At 54.8% G+C, this 18,159-nt stretch carries 15 protein-coding genes; 6 read left to right on the top strand and 9 right to left on the bottom strand.

All coding sequences use genetic code 11. From position 1 onward, the window contains the following. Positions 1–53 precede the first annotated feature (53 nt). The gene (locus ACJJIC_RS01245) at positions 54–1,136 is read right to left on the bottom strand and encodes a hypothetical protein (RefSeq protein WP_445357819.1); all 1,083 of its coding nucleotides are present in this window, start codon (positions 1,134–1,136) and stop codon (positions 54–56) included. Between the two features lie 240 nt (positions 1,137–1,376). Here ACJJIC_RS01245 and serB point away from each other — a divergent pair, with 240 nt between their 5' ends. After that, on the top strand, positions 1,377–2,531 hold the full coding sequence (gene serB / locus ACJJIC_RS01250) for a phosphoserine phosphatase SerB (RefSeq protein WP_445357820.1): 1,155 nt from the start codon (positions 1,377–1,379) through the stop codon (positions 2,529–2,531). A gap of 125 nt (positions 2,532–2,656) precedes the next feature. On the opposite strand, the gene ACJJIC_RS01255 is transcribed toward serB, so the two are convergent. After that, positions 2,657–2,896, bottom strand: a complete 240-nt coding sequence (locus ACJJIC_RS01255) for a hypothetical protein (protein ID WP_445357821.1) — start codon at positions 2,894–2,896, stop codon at positions 2,657–2,659. Between the two features lie 144 nt (positions 2,897–3,040). Then, positions 3,041–4,984: a M1 family metallopeptidase gene (locus tag ACJJIC_RS01260; RefSeq protein WP_445357822.1), complete on the bottom strand. Its 1,944-nt coding sequence runs from the start codon at positions 4,982–4,984 to the stop codon at positions 3,041–3,043. A 309-nt stretch (positions 4,985–5,293) separates the two neighbouring features. Between ACJJIC_RS01260 and ACJJIC_RS01265 the strand changes: the two genes are divergently transcribed. After that, positions 5,294–6,955: an alkaline phosphatase D family protein gene (locus ACJJIC_RS01265; protein ID WP_445357823.1), complete on the top strand. Its 1,662-nt coding sequence runs from the start codon at positions 5,294–5,296 to the stop codon at positions 6,953–6,955. Between the two features lie 65 nt (positions 6,956–7,020). On the opposite strand, the gene ACJJIC_RS01270 is transcribed toward ACJJIC_RS01265, so the two are convergent. After that, the gene (locus tag ACJJIC_RS01270) at positions 7,021–9,108 is read right to left on the bottom strand and encodes an EAL domain-containing protein (protein WP_445357824.1); all 2,088 of its coding nucleotides are present in this window, start codon (positions 9,106–9,108) and stop codon (positions 7,021–7,023) included. Between the two features lie 311 nt (positions 9,109–9,419). After that, complete coding sequence (gene epmB, locus ACJJIC_RS01275) at positions 9,420–10,472, bottom strand: EF-P beta-lysylation protein EpmB (protein ID WP_445357825.1); 1,053 nt, start codon at positions 10,470–10,472, stop codon at positions 9,420–9,422. Positions 10,473–11,165: 693 nt separating this feature from the next. Between epmB and ACJJIC_RS01280 the strand changes: the two genes are divergently transcribed. From ACJJIC_RS01280 to epmA, 4 genes are all read left to right on the top strand, one after another. Then, positions 11,166–11,876, top strand: a complete 711-nt coding sequence (locus ACJJIC_RS01280; RefSeq protein ID WP_252084274.1) for an iron-containing redox enzyme family protein — start codon at positions 11,166–11,168, stop codon at positions 11,874–11,876. A 173-nt stretch (positions 11,877–12,049) separates the two neighbouring features. After that, positions 12,050–12,844 (top strand): aldolase, encoded by a 795-nt coding sequence (locus ACJJIC_RS01285; RefSeq protein ID WP_445357826.1) that lies wholly within the window; start codon positions 12,050–12,052, stop codon positions 12,842–12,844. A gap of 333 nt (positions 12,845–13,177) precedes the next feature. After that, positions 13,178–13,750, top strand: coding sequence for an elongation factor P (gene efp / locus ACJJIC_RS01290; RefSeq protein WP_252084272.1), 573 nt, complete (start codon positions 13,178–13,180; stop codon positions 13,748–13,750). Positions 13,751–13,802: 52 nt separating this feature from the next. Next, positions 13,803–14,756: an EF-P lysine aminoacylase EpmA gene (gene epmA, locus ACJJIC_RS01295; RefSeq protein ID WP_445357827.1), complete on the top strand. Its 954-nt coding sequence runs from the start codon at positions 13,803–13,805 to the stop codon at positions 14,754–14,756. Between the two features lie 41 nt (positions 14,757–14,797). Here the strand turns inward: epmA and ACJJIC_RS01300 are convergent, their stop codons facing one another. From ACJJIC_RS01300 to ACJJIC_RS01315, 4 genes are all read right to left on the bottom strand, one after another. Beyond that, positions 14,798–15,592: a GNAT family N-acetyltransferase gene (locus ACJJIC_RS01300; protein WP_444883562.1), complete on the bottom strand. Its 795-nt coding sequence runs from the start codon at positions 15,590–15,592 to the stop codon at positions 14,798–14,800. A gap of 70 nt (positions 15,593–15,662) precedes the next feature. After that, a complete protein-coding gene (cysE, locus tag ACJJIC_RS01305; protein WP_445357828.1) occupies positions 15,663–16,493 on the bottom strand; it encodes a serine O-acetyltransferase in 831 nt (276 codons plus the stop codon). A 1-nt stretch (position 16,494) separates the two neighbouring features. Beyond that, on the bottom strand, positions 16,495–17,481 hold the full coding sequence (locus tag ACJJIC_RS01310; RefSeq protein WP_445357829.1) for an SrkA family protein kinase: 987 nt from the start codon (positions 17,479–17,481) through the stop codon (positions 16,495–16,497). Between the two features lie 160 nt (positions 17,482–17,641). Next, complete coding sequence (locus ACJJIC_RS01315; protein ID WP_444908555.1) at positions 17,642–18,124, bottom strand: ankyrin repeat domain-containing protein; 483 nt, start codon at positions 18,122–18,124, stop codon at positions 17,642–17,644. Positions 18,125–18,159 lie beyond the last annotated feature (35 nt).

Genomic DNA, 18,159 nt, shown 5'->3' on the forward strand with positions numbered 1-18,159 from the left:
ACTGCGAGGGGCTATTCAGTCATTAACCCATCGCAGTAATCGTATGGGAGGGATCAGACGCCCAACAGCTGTTGCAACTGATTATCGAGCAGCTTTTGATAGGAGGGTGTAAGGCCTGTGATTTCCAGAGCCCAGCCAGCACCATGGTGCTCAATACGCCCAGCCAGAGAGCTATCCTCCAGCAACTCAGGATGTAAAAACAAACCACGCGATTGGTTTAGTAGCTGTTCAGCAGAAAAATCTGGCGTGCTTGGCTCACAAGGCGCTACCGCCAGGGCCAACTTCAAACCGGTAGCGCGGCTGACACTCTGCATCTCCCGCAGCAACAGGCCACAGCAGACCGCACGAAACGCCGAATCGGCGCCAGAAAACCCCAAACCTACTTGCGGCCCTGCACAACTCAATGGATGGGCACCGTAGATCCTACGCAGCAACTGCATACGCCCATCCAATTCCCGCTGAATGCCTTCGAGCGCACTGCGACTCAATTGGTTGGTCAACTGAGCCCAATTCAATGGCCGCAGGTACAGGCCTATAGAGTCTTGCTTTTGCTCGGGAAGATCCGCAGAGGAAAGAGGCTCTTCCGCTGGCAAACTGCGCTGCGCGGAAAAACCCCCTGTCATCAGTGCCGCCACTGCACTAAATGGCAGGGCAAACACCAGCGTCAGTAATAAGCTGGCCCAGGGAAAGTTGACGTCTGCACCAGGAATCAGGGCTACGGTAACATTGCCAGCGATACTGTCATGCAGCACTACCGGCACACTGATGGTCTCGCCACTCTTCAGATCACCAACTTCCGCCAGGCTATTGGATTCCACATCCTCAACAGCAACACCGCTGATAGCGGGCAATTCCAGCAGCTGCCTGGCCAACAGCTGCATACTGATACGATCATCGGCAACAATACGCTCCAGGCTCTGCCCGGCGAGAAAACTGGCCGCAACCTGCGCAGAGGCCCGGTCTCTCTCCACCGCATCGGCATGGCGCTGCGCATAGTAATGACCGAGAGCCACACTGCAGAACAGCGCCAGTATCAGCCAGATCATCGCAGCCAGCAGACGTTGGCGGGTACGTTTAGATAAACGCGCAAACTGCTCTGGCAACCTGCGCAGAAGGGAAATCATCGATACAGACATAAATACGGCTTTAATACCTTGCCTTGTTTTTTATTACCTTGCGTTTTTGGAACTCTCCACGGCCAAGGGCCCTGGCGCAATTTTATCCTCACAAAGCGCGAATAATACGCAGTGTAATTTCCTGTGCCGTTGGTCGATCCCGCAACAAAATAGTTCCACACAGGATTTTTTAATTTGTAAGTAAATAAGCGGGCCCAACCTGCGGCGCTGATTTTAACGAAGATTCCCGCTAGAGCTATAATGCGTCGCTTATTGAATAAATTGGGGACCTTCGCTATGGGCGTCGAGACTAAAGCACAAGAATTTCATCTGCCCCTGGCGCAAATTACCCAGTCACACTTCGACTGTTCTGTGCGCTACCTCACCTATAGCGGCGGCCATGCACTGCTGGGGTTGGAATACGACAATACAGCCCCCTTTTTGGACGCCGTCAGTTGCCAATTGAATTTACCCAGCGCGATACCATCAGACGTGCAATCGCCCTGGTGCCTGACCTTCCTAAGCCCAGCAGCCACCCTGTCACAACTGCAGCGCCTGCTGGATTTTTGTGCTGAGCAACACTGGCATATTGATGTCATCGACACCCTAGCCCACCGGCACAAGTGCACGGTCATCCGCTTTCAGTTCAGCGCTGAACTGGAGTTTTCCCCGGCACGTTTTGCCTGCCTACAACTGGCCGAAGCAATCGGAGCCGATCTGGTCTTGCAGGCGGGCATCAGTCAGAGAGTACCGGCACTGGCTGGCTTCGATATGGATTCCACTCTGATCGATGCCGAGGTTATCGACGAGCTAGCCAAGATTACCGGAATCGGCGACCAGGTGGCGGCCATCACTGCGGCCGCCATGCGCGGCGAATTGGATTTTCGCGATAGTTTCAAAAAGCGTATGGCGTTGCTAAAAGGTTTTTCCGAACAGCGCCTGGCAGAAATCGCCAGGCAACTGCCACTAAAAGATGGGGCGCAAAACCTGTTGCACTGCCTGCGCAAACTCGGCTGCAAAACGGTCATTTTGTCCGGCGGTTTTACCTACTTCGCCAATTTCCTACAAAGGGAACGCCTGGCTGTTGACCTGATATACGCCAATGAACTGGAGTTTGCCGAAGGCGCGCTCACCGGTGAAGTGATAGAGCCTATCGTGGACGGAATGCGCAAGCGGTTATTGCTGGGGGAAACTGCAAAGGAGATGGGAGTGCCGCTGGAAAAAGTGGTTGCCGTTGGGGATGGGGCAAACGATATCCCCATGTTGAACCTGGGTGCCCTGGGTATCGCCATACATCCGAAACCCAAAGTCCGCAGGGAGGCGCCGCAAGCTATCACTCTATTTGGACTAGATGCGGCGCTTTACCTGTTCGGTCTCAACGACCAGCAAATTGCCGAATTGGGACAGCCTTCTTAAAGGTGTCCCAAAAAAGGTTTATATCACCGCGTGTGGGAAGGGGAATGAGCGCGGCTTAGTGTTATCCGAGCAGGCACTGGGTTCATACTCGCAGCCTGCTGCCAAAAGGCTGAGAAAAGCCAATATTAAAATCCGCCTGTACATAGGTACCTCCCTTTGCCTAAATGGATTTTTATTCGAGCAGCAGGGTACGCAATGGGTTCCGTTTTGAACAGCAGTTTAATGATTTTTATGCCAGAAAATTGACGTAAAATTCTTTCTTTTGTACCAGTTTGTTCAGCTTTGCTACACAACCGATTACACAGGCCTTTTTTAGCATTGCGCGCCAGCCAAACCCAACCCGAAACCAGCTGTAGCAGATTCATTGAGTTAATCTTGGCAAGAGGAAAAACGGGCAGATAAAGCTAGGGAAAGCTTGTAGCTGGCCAGTGTTGCGCTGGCAACAACCAGTATGGAGAGTGGCGATTCTGGTGCACAGCACCAAAATCGCACAAGTGTCTAAGGCCGAGCTAGCCTTCTTTTTTACCGTAGATTACCAGGCTGTTCACTTTTACCGTCAGCGGGTGATACCCCACCTTGGCGCGTTCAAAAATACGCGCTGCCACATCCTGTTTGCCGGTTTCAACCATATTGCGGTATAGCGGGCGCAGGAACTTGTTGCGGCCGATGCTGGTAAGGAAGTTTTCCAGGCGATTGAATGCCGGCTCGTAGTCGTTGCGCACGGCAATCATCAGCCAGCTAAAGGCCACTTCGTTATTGCGGGATTGGGTCAGGCCAAAGGCGCTGTCCAGTTCCTTCAATTGCGTTTCAGTCAACTTTTCCGGCATACCGTCGAGGAAATACTTCCACTGGTGGAAGGTCCAGCCCTTGGTGTCGATATCCTTCGCTGCCAATTTGCCGTCCAACCACTGTTGACGCACTGGGTCCAACTTGCTGAAGGCATCGGACTGCGGGTGCGGCGCACCTTCAGGAATACCCGGCTCGAAAATCCACTGGTGAATGCGCTCGCGATCCAACTTATCGGCGTGCTCAACCAACAAGGTCTTGTCGAGGTACTTAACGAAATCCTCGGTGGTAATGCTCTGGAAGGAGAAGTGGTTGAAGTACTCCATCAGGAAGCGGTCGAAAGCTTCGCGGCCCACTTTCTGTTCCAATTCGTACAGGAACAGAGAGCCTTTTTCATAGGGGATATTGGAGAAGACTTCATCGGGATCACGGCCGCGCAGGTCGATCGCCATAATCTCATCGCGGGGCTCTTTATCGGCCAGATCCGCTTGCAGGTCGTCATAGCCCAGGGCCATTTCCATCTGATAGCGCTCATCGCCGTAGACGAACTGCATGATGCGGTTGGTCAGGTAGGTGGTGAAGCCTTCATTCAGCCACAGGTCGCGCCAGCTGGCATTGGTCACCAGGTTGCCGGACCAGGAGTGGGCCAATTCGTGGGCAATCAGGGCTACCAGGCTCTTATCGCCGGCAATCACCGTCGGAGTGATAAAGCTCAGGCGCGGGTTTTCCATACCGCCGAAGGGGAAGCTGGGCGGCAGAATCAGCAGGTCATAGCGGTCCCAGTGGTAGGGGCCATACGCCTTTTCGGTCACTTCCAGCATGGATTCGGTATCGGCAAACTCCGCCGCTGCAGATTCCAGCATGGAAGGCTCGGCGTAAACACCGGTGCGCTCACCCATGGGCTTAAACTGCAGGTCGCCTACTGCCAGGGCAATCAGATAAGAGGGAATGCGCTGGGGCATTTCAAATTCGTAAACGCCATCTTTAACCGCCTGCGGATCGTTGTTCGCACTCATTACCGCACGCAGTTCTTTCGGGGTGCGAACGGTAGCGTTGTAGGTGATACGAACTTTCGGGGAATCCTGCAGCGGGATAAAGCTGCGCGCGTGAATCGCCTGGGCCTGGGTAAACAGGAACGGATGCTTCTTGCCCGCGGTCTGCTGCGGTTCCAGCCACTGAACGCCAGAGGCGCCCGGCGCTGTACGGTAGCGGATAGTAATGCTGTCGGCCTCTTCCGGCAGCTCGATATTCAGCGGAGTGCCCAGGTGGCTGTCTTTCTCACCCATGGAGAACTTCACCGGCGTGCCATTGGCCGATACAGAAACCACTTCCAGCTCGCGAGTATCGAGCACCATCGGCAGGTTCTTATCGTTGAGGCGTTTGAAGTCCAGCTTGGCTTCGCCCTCGAGTACCTTGCGGGAGAAGTCGACAGTCAGGTCCAGATCCAGGTGCTGCACCTGGTAGTCATTGCTATTGGCGAAGGAGTGATAATCCACACCGGATTGCGGCGCCTTTTCTGCAACGCTTTTCTTCTCGATCACCGCAGCCGCTTTTACCGGCGTATCGGCGCTGTCAGCTTCGACCTTGGTCGGTTCATTCTTGGAACAACCTGAGGCTACGGCGAGGCCGCCGACGATCAGGCTGGTGCATAGTAAACGGGGCAACATGGGTCTACTCCCTGGGTTCAGCTTTTCAATTTGCGCCACAGGATACCCGAGAGTACGCGCTTGCGGAACGACAGCGGGAAAGACCATTGCTGGATACCGGTCACAATGAAGGGGTACAGCGTACCGCCAGTGAAGATCGTACTCTCAGGGGCAATAAAAATAGACATATGTCTCAACTTATCGGTTGGCGGACGAATTTGCCGACTAATCCGCACCTACAACACAAAAATCCCCCCATCAATTAACAAAGCCTTCACTTTCCCTATTCAGACTGCGGGCCCTCTAAAACAAGCACATAAGGAGAGCCCCATGTCACTATCCCGGAGGCGGTTTCTACAATTTTCCGGCGCCGGCCTGGCATCGCTGCCACTGCTGAAAGCCTATGGTGCTGGCCTGCAGCCATTCCAGCACGGCGTAGCCAGCGGAGATCCCCTAGCGGATCGCGTTATTCTGTGGACCAGGATCACCCCCTCCGATGATCCCGCCTTCCAGTCCATGGTGCCCTATAGCTGGCAGATCGCACTGGACCCGGAAATGGTCATGGTGGTTAACAGTGGCAGTGGTCTCACCGGCCCAGAAGTGGATTACACCATCAAGGTGGACGCCTCAGGACTGCAGGCAGGCACTAGTTACTATTACCGTTTCTACTCCAACGGTATCGATTCGCCGATCGGCCGCACCCGCACCCTGCCCACCGGCCATGTAGAGCGCCTGCGCTTCGCCGTTACCAGCTGCTCCAATTACCCGATGGGCTACTTCAATGTGTATCGCGAGATCGCCCTGCACGCCGATCTGGATGTGGTACTGCACCTGGGCGACTACATCTATGAATATGGTCCCGGTGGTTTTGGCACCGGTAGCGGCCTCGGACGCGAGCCAATTCCCGCCAAGGAAATGGTGGATATTCAGGACTATCGCCAGCGCTACGCACAATATCGCTCAGACCCCGATCTACAGGAAGTCCACCGCCAGCACCCGTTTATTTGCGTATGGGACGACCACGAAACCACCAACAATGCCTGGGCCGGTGGTGCGGAGAACCACAACCCCCAAGACGGCGAAGGCGAATGGGCGGTGCGCCGCTCTGTGGCAAACCAGGCCTACTTTGAATGGATGCCAATCCGCGATAACGGCATCCTCGATTTATTTGGTGACAAGGCCATTTACCGCAGCTTCCGCTTTGGCAACCTGATGGATTTGATGATGCTGGATACGCGAATTGCCGCGCGTGACGAGCAGGCCAATTGGTTCGACCAGAAGACCGCCGATAATCCCGATCGCAGTATCCTCGGCGCACAACAGGAGCAATGGTTGCACAGCGGCCTGACGCAATCCCAAGCGGACGGTGTGCGCTGGCGGGTACTGGGGCAGCAAGTGATGATGGCGCAACTGACTCTGGCCAAAGATCTGTCGATCAATATGGACCAATGGGATGGTTACACCGCCTCCCGCGAGCGCCTGTTCAATCACATCAGCAACCACAATATCGACAATTTTGTCGTGCTCACCGGAGATATCCACAGCTCCTGGGCCTGGGACCTGGCCAGTAATCCATTCAATATTCTCGAGTACGGTCGCCTAACCGGCCGCGGTGCCCTGGGCGGCGAGTTTGTCACCCCGGGAGTGACCTCCAGCTTCCTGGACAAGTCCCATTTAACTGATGTAGCCGCCATCGCCATGGATGGACTGATTCCTCATCTGAAGTGGGTTGACGTAACCCAGCGCGGCTACCTGCTGATGGATGTATCCCACTCTCGCACCAAAGCCCACTGGTACCATGTGGATACTGTCACCAGTAAGAGTTACAACACCAACCTGGCGCGAATCTATAAGCAAAAGGCCGGCGCCAACCACATACAAAGAGCCTGGAGTGAGAGTAGTGCTCCCGCGGAAGTGCCTGCACCGGCTCCAGGCTATGCCACTCTGGCGCGCAACGCCATTGCTGCCCTGCGCAGCCGCTATCAGGTTTAAGCGGCATAAAAAAACCGCGCGGCCCATCGAGTCGCGCGGTTTTCTCCCGCCAATTAAGAGCCGGATCAATCCAGGCTAAAGTCGAAATTCATCTCATCTGCCGGAGCCTGCACATAGTAGCCCTGGATATAGTCAGTGCCGGTTTGCCAAAGAGTGGGCAACATGCTGGCCTGCTCGATATGGGGCACGATCACCTTGGTATTCGCCTCACCCAGGCGCTGTACCAACCCTGCAAGGGTGTCGCTACTCTCGCCCTCGTCCTGCACTTCGCGCACAAATGACGGGTCGATCTTGGCGATATCCACCTTCACATGCTCCAGCGCCTTAAACGGATTCAGGCCGGTACCGAAGTGACAGACTGAAACACGACAGCCGATCTGCTGTACCTGGGTCGTGAAGTCCCGCGCAGCGTGTAAATTGCTGGTGATATCCTCCTGGCGCAACTGAAAAACCACCGAGGCGGGTATCAACTTGGCGGCCTTGAAGGCCACCCCCAGCCAGGCCGGCAGGCTGTTGTCGAGTAGTGAGGCGGTAGTGAGGTGCAACAACAGCGACACCTCCTTGCCCTCGGCCCTGGCGGCGGCCGCGGCCTTGATCGCGGTAAGGATCACCCAGCGATCCATCTTTGCCGACAGCCCCGCATCACCCAGTTCCTGCAGAAAAGCCAGCGGCGCCAGTTCCTCTTTTTCATCAAGCATACGTACTAATACCTCGTACATCTGCTCGCCGGTGCCCTGCAGACTCAGGATCGGCTGGTACAGTAGCTTGAGGTTGCCCGCTTCCAGCGCCTGCACCACTCGGGCACGGTGATAGGTACCGGCATCGGCACTGTTTTCGGTATCCGGCTCATAAAGGGCAAAAGCACCGCCCTGAGCGTCTTCGCCGAGGGCCTGTTTATGGGCCGTTTGTGCCTGCTCCAGCACTTGCTGGGAGCCACTGGAAGCCTCGCTCAGTAATGAAATCCCAATCGAGGCGGTCACCTGCTGGGTCTTGCCGGCGGCATCGAAGATAGTGTCTGCAATTCGTTTGAGTATGTCTTTAGCGCGCAGCTCGATACTATCCGGCGTGGTATCGGAGCTCAGCAGGCAGAAACTGTCATCACTGTAACGTGCTAGAGTATCACCGCTGCGCTGGCAGCCCTGTAATAATTCTGCCATGGCTTTCTGCAGTGCGTCGGCACCAGCCACACCCACAACTTTTTGCACCTCCTCAGCAAAGCGATCCACCTGAATAAACATTAAGCCACCGGTGCGATGTGAATCCGCCGAAGCCTTGATGGTGGAGTCCAGTAGCTGCAAAAAATGCTGGCGGTTATATAGGCCAGTGAGAGGGTCCCGATTTTTAATATCGCTGAGCTGGGCTTCCAGCTGTTCAGTATCGCCGCGACGACTGGCAATGCGCACTTGCAAACAGCGCTCATCCTCGTAGGTGGTGCTGAGCACCTCGGCACGGGTGGGCAGGGGATCGCCATTCACTGTTCTGGCGGTAAACCGCCACTCTTTGGCCTCGACCTCATTGTTGTCGATGGCGCAGCGCTTGAGAAATTCCCGTGCGCCTTCCTGCTCATTTTCCGCCAACATATCGATCAGCGGTTGATATTCAATATCCTCACCAGTTTCATAGCCGAAACGCTCGGCAAAGGAATCGTTGGCATATACCAGTAGGCCGTCGGAGACATAGGCTATGGCATCTTTGGAGCTGTCGAGTAATTCTTTAGCCCGCTTGAGTGTGGCGTGATAGCGACGGTCGTGTAGCCGCGCCTGGCGGCGGTTTTCGAGAGCCGACATCTCGCGCTGGATCACCAACAATAGGTGTTGATCTTCATCCACCGTCACCACGTCCCTGGCGCCCAGTTTCAGCCCTTCAACCACCGGCTGAGAGCCACTGCGCTCACTCAGCAGAATCACCGGAATATCTTTTTGCAGTTTACTGATAGTGCGTAGAGTTACTGCTGGAGGAACCTGAGTACTACCTTCTGAGGCAATCACTAGGTCCCAGGTTTTATCTTGCAGCAAGCGGGTAAAAACCGCTTCATTAGCGACATGCTGGGCACGATTGGGCCTGCCTGCATTATGCAACATGCTCACCAGGCGCTGTGCCTCTGAAGGCATATCGTGAATCAGAAGGAGTCGGATAGTGTCGTTGCTATTCATTATTTGCTCTATTTATTCAGGGCAGCGCACCGCAACCCCATGCGGTAGTTTAGGGGGCCCCTGTGGTGGCATACAAGAGCACATCTGGGTGGTACGCGTGATTCAAGTCACACTATTCTTCCTGCCAAAAACACGCCCGAGAGTATTTTTTTGCGAATAAGTAATCACTGAGCAGGCCGGCAGCTGCTTTTCTGGCCCGCGGGCTGTGCGGCGCAATTAATCGGCAGCCACTATATATGTAGGCTCTGCCGTGTATTTAGCACAGATCAATTTGACGCCATTTTTCTAACCTCTGCCCCTCAGGATTTTTATTAATCGACTTTAGAAGGTTTGACGCAAGCCTCTATTGGCGACTTGGAAGCGACACCCGGCACTTCTCGCACCAGCTTCGGCACCAAATAACCCGGTAAGCGCCGGCGCAATTGCTCAACGATTTCCACTGCCACGCTATCACTCACTTCGAAGTGGGCCGCACCGTTGACCCTGTCCAACTGATGCAGGTAATAGGGCAACACACCCGCATCAAACAGGGTTTCGCTGAGGGCCTCCAGGGCTTCGCAGCTATCATTGACGCCGCGCAGCAACACCGCTTGATTTAGCAGAGTCACTCCCGCTTCGCGTAACCTGAGCAGGGCCCCACGCACCTCAGCATCAATTTCGTTAGCGTGATTGCAGTGCATAACCAACACTGGCTTCAGGCGCGACTGGCTGAACCAGGACAGCATCTCATCAGTAATGCGGCTAGGCGCCACAATGGGTACACGACTGTGCACGCGCAATTTATTTAGATGGGGGATCTGTGCCAGCTCACCGGCGAGCCAACCGAGTTGGCGATCATTCAATACCAGTGGATCGCCACCGCTCAAAATCACCTCGCGCAACTCTGTGTGTGCGCGCACATAATCAAGCGCTGCAGACCACTGTTTGCGATTCAAATGGTTATCGCCGTAGGGAAATTCCCGGCGAAAGCAGTAACGACAATTTACCGCGCACTGTCCCGCCGCAATAAACAGCAGGCGACCGTGATATTTATGTACCACCCCCGGCAGTGGATTCGCCTCAGCTTCTTTTAGCGGGTCTGCACTATAACCCGCTACTACTTCCAACTCTGCAGCGCCGGGCAAAACCTGCAACAACAGCGGATCATTTGGGTCGGCAGGGCGTATACGGCGGAGAAACGGGCGCGGTACCCGCAAAGCAAACTTGTCATTGGCCCGTTGCGCCCAAGGCATCTGCGCCGGGTCGAGCTGCAGCAACCGGATCAACTCTTCGGGATCAGTGATCAAGTCTGAAAGTTCATCCTGCCAGCGGCGGGCTTCGGAGATGTCGATCATTTCGCTGTCGACGGCTGGGGATTTCGCCATAGGAATACGCACGGAAGGGAGCAACACTAAAAGAAGCCATTGTACCAGAAGCTGCCCCCAGCACAGACGCTCCAGGTATTCGGCCTACCAAGCCTGATAGCGGTACCCAAAAGGCGGAAAACTGCCGATCTAAGTTACCGAGCCAAAACCAATAAAACCACACAGTCACAATGGCTTTAAAGCCAATTAATATCGGGTTCAGTCAGGCCCACACCCTGAATTTCAGTAACAAGGAGTGTAAACCAAGCCTGTGCCAAATATTTTTTCTCTCACAATTATTCAACTTTGTCACATAAACAACGAAAAAAAATCGACAAAAAAATAAACGCCACACTGATCTTTAGATTAGAAAATCTCAATATCGCCCTTTCAACATAGGCGCACAGCCTGCGCTGTAAGCGAAGTAACGACTTCACTACCACCAAGGTAAAAAATCACTCCGAATCAATAAAAGTTGTTACTAACAAAAAAATAACTGCCAGCATAAAAATATTACTACTCATACAAATTTCCTTAGGAAAATCTTCACAATTCCCCCATTCACAACAGGGTTAATACGGTGTTAATTTAACCAAAGACAAAGCGATAATAACCTTGTCTTTCTTGAATTCAGTGCACTCGAATTTCAATAAAAAAATAAACCGGACATCTTCCTCGTCCAATAAAAATGGAATTACATAAAGGAATAATTCGATGGAAATGCAGCTTGAGTTACTTGAGGCAAATAAAGATTTACTGATTGAGCAAACTCGTGCTCACCCATTCCTCAAGCGCTGCCGCGATGGCTCTATAACCATGGAAGAGCTGAAAATTTTCCTGGTCCAACAGGGAATTTACAGCAGCTACTTCGTGCGTTATCTGTGTGCGATGATGGCCAACCTCCCCAGTAATCAAGAAGTACATGAGCTGGCTGAAAACCTGATGGAAGAACTGGGTTTGGAACCCGACAGCCCCAAGCCCCACGCTGAGATTTACCGCGAGACTCTCGAGCATTTTGGTCTGAGCTTGGAAAATGCAGAAATTCTGCCGGGCACCCAGCACCTGATCGACACTATGTTCCAGCACTGCCGCGACCTGCGTGCCAGCTCGGGACTGGGCGCACTCTGCCTGGGCGCAGAGGCACTGGTACCGGACCTTTATAGCGATATCGTAGCCGGCTTCCGCGCCCGCGGCGTGGCAGACGAACAGTTAACTTTCTTTTTGCTGCATATCGAGTGCGACGACGGCCATGCTGAAACCATCCGCGATATTATGGTCGATATCGGCAGTAAAGATGCCTCCCAGCTTGATGTCATGCTCGATGCGGGACGCCGTCTGGTGCAGGCCCGCCAACAGTTCTTCGATTCTATCGAAACTGCCTACCGCACCTCGAAACAGAGTCAGCCCCAAGCGATCCCCGCCTAAACCGTGTTTGCCCGGCCATTTATTGTGGCTGGGCACAATACAGGGATGTATTTACCACAGTGAAATCACTGTGCTTGCTGCAAAAAATTAAAAAGATTGAACGGCACTTTCCCAGAGTTCCACCGCGCACGGCAACCGGTGAACATTCTGTGCCGTAAATATTGGAGTTAAAAATGGCTGAAACACTATCAATGAATAAAAGCGAGCTGATTGAGCGCGCCAGCAAATCCATGAAGCAGCATCTGGGCGTGCCCGATTGGACTCTGCGTGAAAAACTTGCGCTCACCTGCCGTATTCTTTTTGCCCACGGACACGACTCCGGTCTGGCCGGACAGATCACCGCCCGAGCAGAAACACCAGGAAATTATTACACCCAGCGCCTGGGCCTGGGTTTTGATGAAATTGCCGCGTCCAATTTGCTGGAAGTGAACGAAGATCTCGAAGTCCTTTCCGGCGACGGCATGGCCAACCCTGCCAACCGCTTCCATACTTGGATTTACCGTGCACGTCCGGATGTTAAGTGCATAGTGCACAGCCATCCAATTCATATCTCTGCACTGTCCATGCTGGAGCGCCCACTGAAAATTTCCCACATGGACGCCTGCATGCTGTACGACGACATCGCCTTCCTCAAGGAGTGGCCAGGCGTGCCGGTGGGCAACAGCGAGGGCGAGTTGATTGCTGAAGCGATCGGTGACAAGCGCGCTATTCTGCTCGCCCACCACGGCCTGATCATTGCCTGTCGCTCCGTCGAGGAAGCCTGCTCCATGGCCCTCCAGTGCGAGCGCGCCGCCCAGTTGCAAATGCTGGCGGAGTCCTCTGGCACCATTCAGGATATAAAACCGGAACTCGGCCGCGAAGCCCACGACTGGATCCTGCAGGAAAAACGCAGTCAGGCTACCTTCGCTTACTATGCCAGACGCCTGCTGCGGGATATCGACAAAAGCAACGATAATCCGCTTGGCTAATACACAGCCACCGCTACTTTTTTCAGTCCGCGGGCCCAACACCTGCGGGCTCACAAGCTGCTCCAGCCAAGATCTGTACAAGCGGCCATAACAACTTTTCAAATCGCCGCACGGAGTCGTTCAAGCCGCCGCCCTCCTGTATAATCTCGCCCCAACATTTCAGGGCCGCAGGTAAAGTCTCTACGCCGCGGCCTAACGAGTCGCCTGCAGCTACCATTTTTGGCGGAAGCGCACGGGATTCCCAGGGCTGGAGCGGGCCGCGGCCGGGCTTTTGCGAGGGGAAAACTCGTTAAAAATCATAGAGATACATGACTTATAAGGGCTCTAATTGCTATGGCTAATTACTCTACCAACGAATTCAAGGGCGGCCTCAAGGTAATGCTCGACGGCGATCCCTGCTCGATTGTAGAAAACGAGTTCGTCAAACCTGGCAAGGGCCAGGCATTCAACCGCGTTAAACTGCGCAACCTGAAAACCGGCCGAGTTTGGGAGCGCACCTTCCGCTCCGGCGAAAGCTTGGAAGGCGCAGATGTTATGGACCGCGAGATGGAATACCTCTACAACGATGGAGAGTTCTTCCACTTTATGGAGCCCGAAACCTTCGAACAGCACCAGGCCAGCACCGACGCAGTGGGCGACGCATCCAAATGGCTCAAAGAGCAGGATATCTGCACTGTAACCTTGTACAACGGTTCTCCGCTGGCAGTCACTCCGCCCAACCACGTCATTCTGGAAATCACTGACACCGATCCCGGCCTGCGCGGCGATACCGCCCAGGGCGGCACCAAGCCGGCTACCCTGGCTACCGGCGCTGTGGTAAAAGTGCCGTTGTTCCTGGAAATCGGCGAGACCATCAAAGTAGATACCCGCACCGGTGAATACCTGGGCCGCGCCAAAGAAGATTAATTTCCCACCTCTCGCGGGCGGCCACCGGCCGTCCGCCGCCTGAGCCAATCCCATGACCTCTAACCTCTGGCGTCCTAGCGCCACCATTGAAGCTCTGCGCCATCGCGCCGCGTTACTGGCTGAAATTCGTCAATTTTTTACTGTGCGCAAGGTGCTGGAAACCGAAGTGCCAGTGCTTTCACGCCGCGCTACCAGCGACCCGCATATCGATTCCATTCCCACCCAATGCGGTGGTGACAACGCCTACCTGGCCACCAGTCCAGAGTTTGGGCTGAAGCGCTTGCTGGCCGCCGGTTTCGGCGACTGCTACTACCTGGGCAAGGCGTTTCGCCAAGGTGAAGCAGGCAGCCGCCACAACCCGGAATTCACCATGTTGGAGTGGTATCGTTGCGGCTGGGATGATCGACGCCTGATGGACGAAGTGGCCGATCTACTGAGCGAGGTACTAGAAATCCAACAAGTGCAGTTACTCAGCTATCGGGAGTTGTTCCAGCGCGAATTACAGCTGGACCCCCATAACGCCAGCGATAGTGATTTACACCGCTGTGTCGAGCAGGAGATGGACCTGGCCTTCAGCCCCGCTGATCGCAGCGAATGTCTGGACTTGCTGATGAGCCATCGCCTGGAGCCCACCATGGGTAAGGGTATTACGCTGCTGTACGACTTCCCCGCAGACCAAGCGGCGCTTGCCAAGGTGCTTCCCGACGAAGGTGGCACCCCAGTGGCAAGGCGCTTCGAAGCCTATGTGGGCGGACTGGAGCTAGCCAACGGTTATTGGGAATTGACCGATAGTGCGGAACAGCTGCGCCGTTTCCAAGCGGACCATGCCTATCGCCAAAAGCACGGCCTCAATCTCTATCCCTATGAGGAGCGATTAGTGGAGGCATTGCGGGCGGGGATGCCGGAGTGTGCCGGTGTGGCACTTGGTGTGGATCGTTTATTGATGTTGGCCGGTGGTTACAAAACCATCGAAGAGGTGATCGCCTTTCCTATTGAACGCGCTTGACCCTCGTCAGACTCTATAGAACAACAAACTGATCAGCCCCCTCAAGGCGTGTAAACATAGCGCGCCACCTCGCCCACAGCAAAAAAGCCGCAATCCAATGGCAACTGCTGACGTTCCGCAGGTACCAGCGCCACTAGACTGCGGTGATGACTGCTCTGAGCTTGCTCCAGCAGATAGTGAAACAGAGCCCGACCAATCCCCTGCCCTCGGTAGTCTTGCAGAGTCACCAGATCGTAGAGTCCCAGAGCATCGGCGGAGGCAAACAGGCAGCCCGCCGCCACCGGAGTACCCTGCAACCGTGCCAAAAAGAACCTGAGCCGCGCTCGGCGCTGTTCGGGAATCTCCGCCAGTGCCGTGTAAAATTTTTTTAGCTCCGCGGCTTCCAGGGCACTGCCGCACTCCGCCGCCTGTACTTCTGCATATTCGGGCAGAGCCTCTTTTTTTACCGGGGACAGCACCAACCCATCCACTTTCTGTGCGGCCCCCTGCACTGCCAGGCGTTCAATCTCTGCGGCCATCGCCACCTGCGATTGCTTGCGCTGTAATCCCAGCTGCGCCAGAGCCTCGTCATCGAGCGGCTTGGAGGCGCTGTGCCACAAGGTAAATGCGCTGTGGCGCTCGGCAAAATAGTCCAGCGCGAAGCGCTGCAGTATGCGTGGCTGCATCACTGTATTGGAAACCGCCTGGTTGAGACGGCCCGATAAAAGACCAGTATCACTGCGCACAATACCGGTGATCTCTTTGGTGTGATTGGGATTGAGCAAAGCCGCGCAATAACTGGCGTGAGCCTCTAGATTGCGGCAGACAAGGTTTTTGGCGCTGAGACTGTATTTCATGGGTACAAGGATAGTTCCGTTTATCCAACTCCCTAAAGAACGAAAAACCCCGCACAAGACGGGGTTGCGATCACGACTTTTCCACTTGCGAAAGCGCGCACTGATCCATAGACATTGCCGGCTGGGCACAAGTCGCCGGCCCCACCACCTTGGCCGGCACGCCGGCGACCAGGGTTTTTGCCGGTACTGGCTTTAAGACCACACTGCCAGAGGCCACCTGGGCGCATTCGCCCACTTCGATATTGCCCAGTACCTTGCTGCCGGCGCCAATCAAAACCCCGCAGCGAATCTTGGGATGGCGGTCGCCACTCTCCTTGCCGGTCCCCCCCAAGGTTACCGACTGCATGATAGAAACATTGTCCTCCACTATCGCAGTCTCACCAATCACAATACCGGTAGCGTGGTCCAACAGGATACCCTCCCCCACTTTTGCCGCGGGGTGAATATCCACACTGAACACCACCGAGACCCGATGTTGTAAAAACATGGCCAGCGAACGCCGCTGCTGCCTCCACAACCAGTGCGCCACCCGGTGCACCTGCAGGGCGTGAAACCCTTTGAAGTAGAGGAAGGGCTCGTGCATGGAATTGCATGCGGAGTCCCGTAGGTAAGTGGCATTCAGATCCGCGCGCGCCGCACGACCTATTTCCGGGTCGGCCGCCAGGGCTTCATCGATCACCTCGCGGATCAGTAGTGCCGGCGCCACGGCATTGTCCAACTTGTTAGCCAGGTGAAAGCTGAGGGCCGCCTCCAAGGAGCTGTGATTGAGAATAGTGGCGTGCAGAAAACTGGCCAGGATCGGTTCGCGTTCGACCTGCTGTGCCACTTCGATGCGAATTCGCTCCCATAGTAAATCCGAGTTTGTCTCGGTGCATGAGGCATTCACAGTGGACTCTTCCATATCAAACCGCTCCCAGTGTCAGAGGTGGCTCCAGTAGTGCCGATTGCTGCTCGCGCAGTGCCAGTATATGTTCCGCCCAATAACGAGGCGTGTTAAACCAGGGAAATGCCTGGGGAAAAGCCGGATCCTGCCAGCGGCGCGCCAGCCAGGCAGCGTGGTGCATCTGGCGCAAACAGCGCAATGGTTCCACCAGCTGCAACTGCTGAGGATCAAAACTATAGAAGGTTTCATAACCTTCGAGTACCGCATCAAGGTAGGCGGTTTGCTCGGCGCGATTGCCAGAGATCAGCATCCAGATATCCTGGATGGCCGGGCCCATCAGGCAGTCATCCAGATCCACAAACCAGGGGGTCTCATCGCGCCACAGGAAGTTACCACTGTGACAGTCACCGTGCAGACGCAGTAAGTCCCAGTCACGCTCAAACAACGGGGCGACCTGTTCAATAATATGCCCCGTTACCGAGGCGTAGGCCTCACGGTTTTCCCGCGGTAAAAAATCACCATCCAGGATAAATTCTCGGCTATCAAGGGCAAAGTGCTTTAGAGTCAGAGTCGGGCGATGAATAAAGGGCTTAGCGCCACCCACTGCGTGGATACGCCCGAGCATAGTGCCCACCTGCTCCAGATGATCGAAATTATCCAGCTCCAGCTGGCGCCCCCCGCGGCGGGGAAACAAGGCAAAGCGAAAGCCTGCCGACTCCAGCAGGGTATGCCCATCAAACTGCATCGGCGCCACCACCGGAATCTCCGCTTCGGCCAATTCCAGGGTGAAACGATGCTCTTCCTGAATCTGCTCATCACTCCAGCGGCCGGGGCGGTAAAATTTGGCGATCAATGGCTCCGCGCCCTCAATGCCCACTTGGTAGACCCGGTTTTCATAACTGTTTAAGGGAAAAATGCGCGCATCGGAAATCAGCCCGGTGCTCTCGACACAGTCAATCACCACGTCCGGCGTAAGGGCTTCATAGGGATGGTGGCTCTGGGTCATAGCGGGTACCAACTGAATATCGGTTGGCTATGCTAACGCGCTCGCGGGGGCGGGGACAAACACAGAATAGCCCCGCAGCTTTAGCGACACCCAAAGAGGCTGCAGAAGGGGAAGTGGCGTGCAATAGCACTAACCAGAACCACTCTCTGAATTGCAGTGACTAACCGCCACTTGACCGCTGTTGCTGCAATAGCTGAACCATTTGGTCACGACCAAAGACCTCGGCAAAATCCTCTGCCGAATGGCCGGCCCTATTGACCTGTTGCGAATCACAGTCCTGCTTTAACAAGGTTCTTGCCAAGGCAAACTCACCACGAAAAATTGCCGCCATCAACGCGGTATTGCCGCGACAATCCTGTGCACAGGCGTCCGCACCTCTTTGCAACAAATAATCCACAGCTTCCCTGCGGCCGTTATAGGTGGCAATCATCAGTGCCGTATAGCCTTTTGAATTGCGGGTATTTAGGGGAAATCCGGCTTGCGAGAATTCACGCAGCACCTCGGTATCACCAATCCTGGCAGCGGCAAAAAAATACTGGGAGAGTTCGGTAAAGTCAGAGTCATTTTTTTCCGGCTCCACTGCCTGAGCCATTAGAGTTAGCCCCTGGGCGAGAAAGACGATTGCAAATAGAATTGATCTCATGAGTTCACCTAAACATTTTGGTGGGCGGCAACTGC

Source organism: Microbulbifer mixtoriginis (SeqCode), assembly GCF_052468275.1.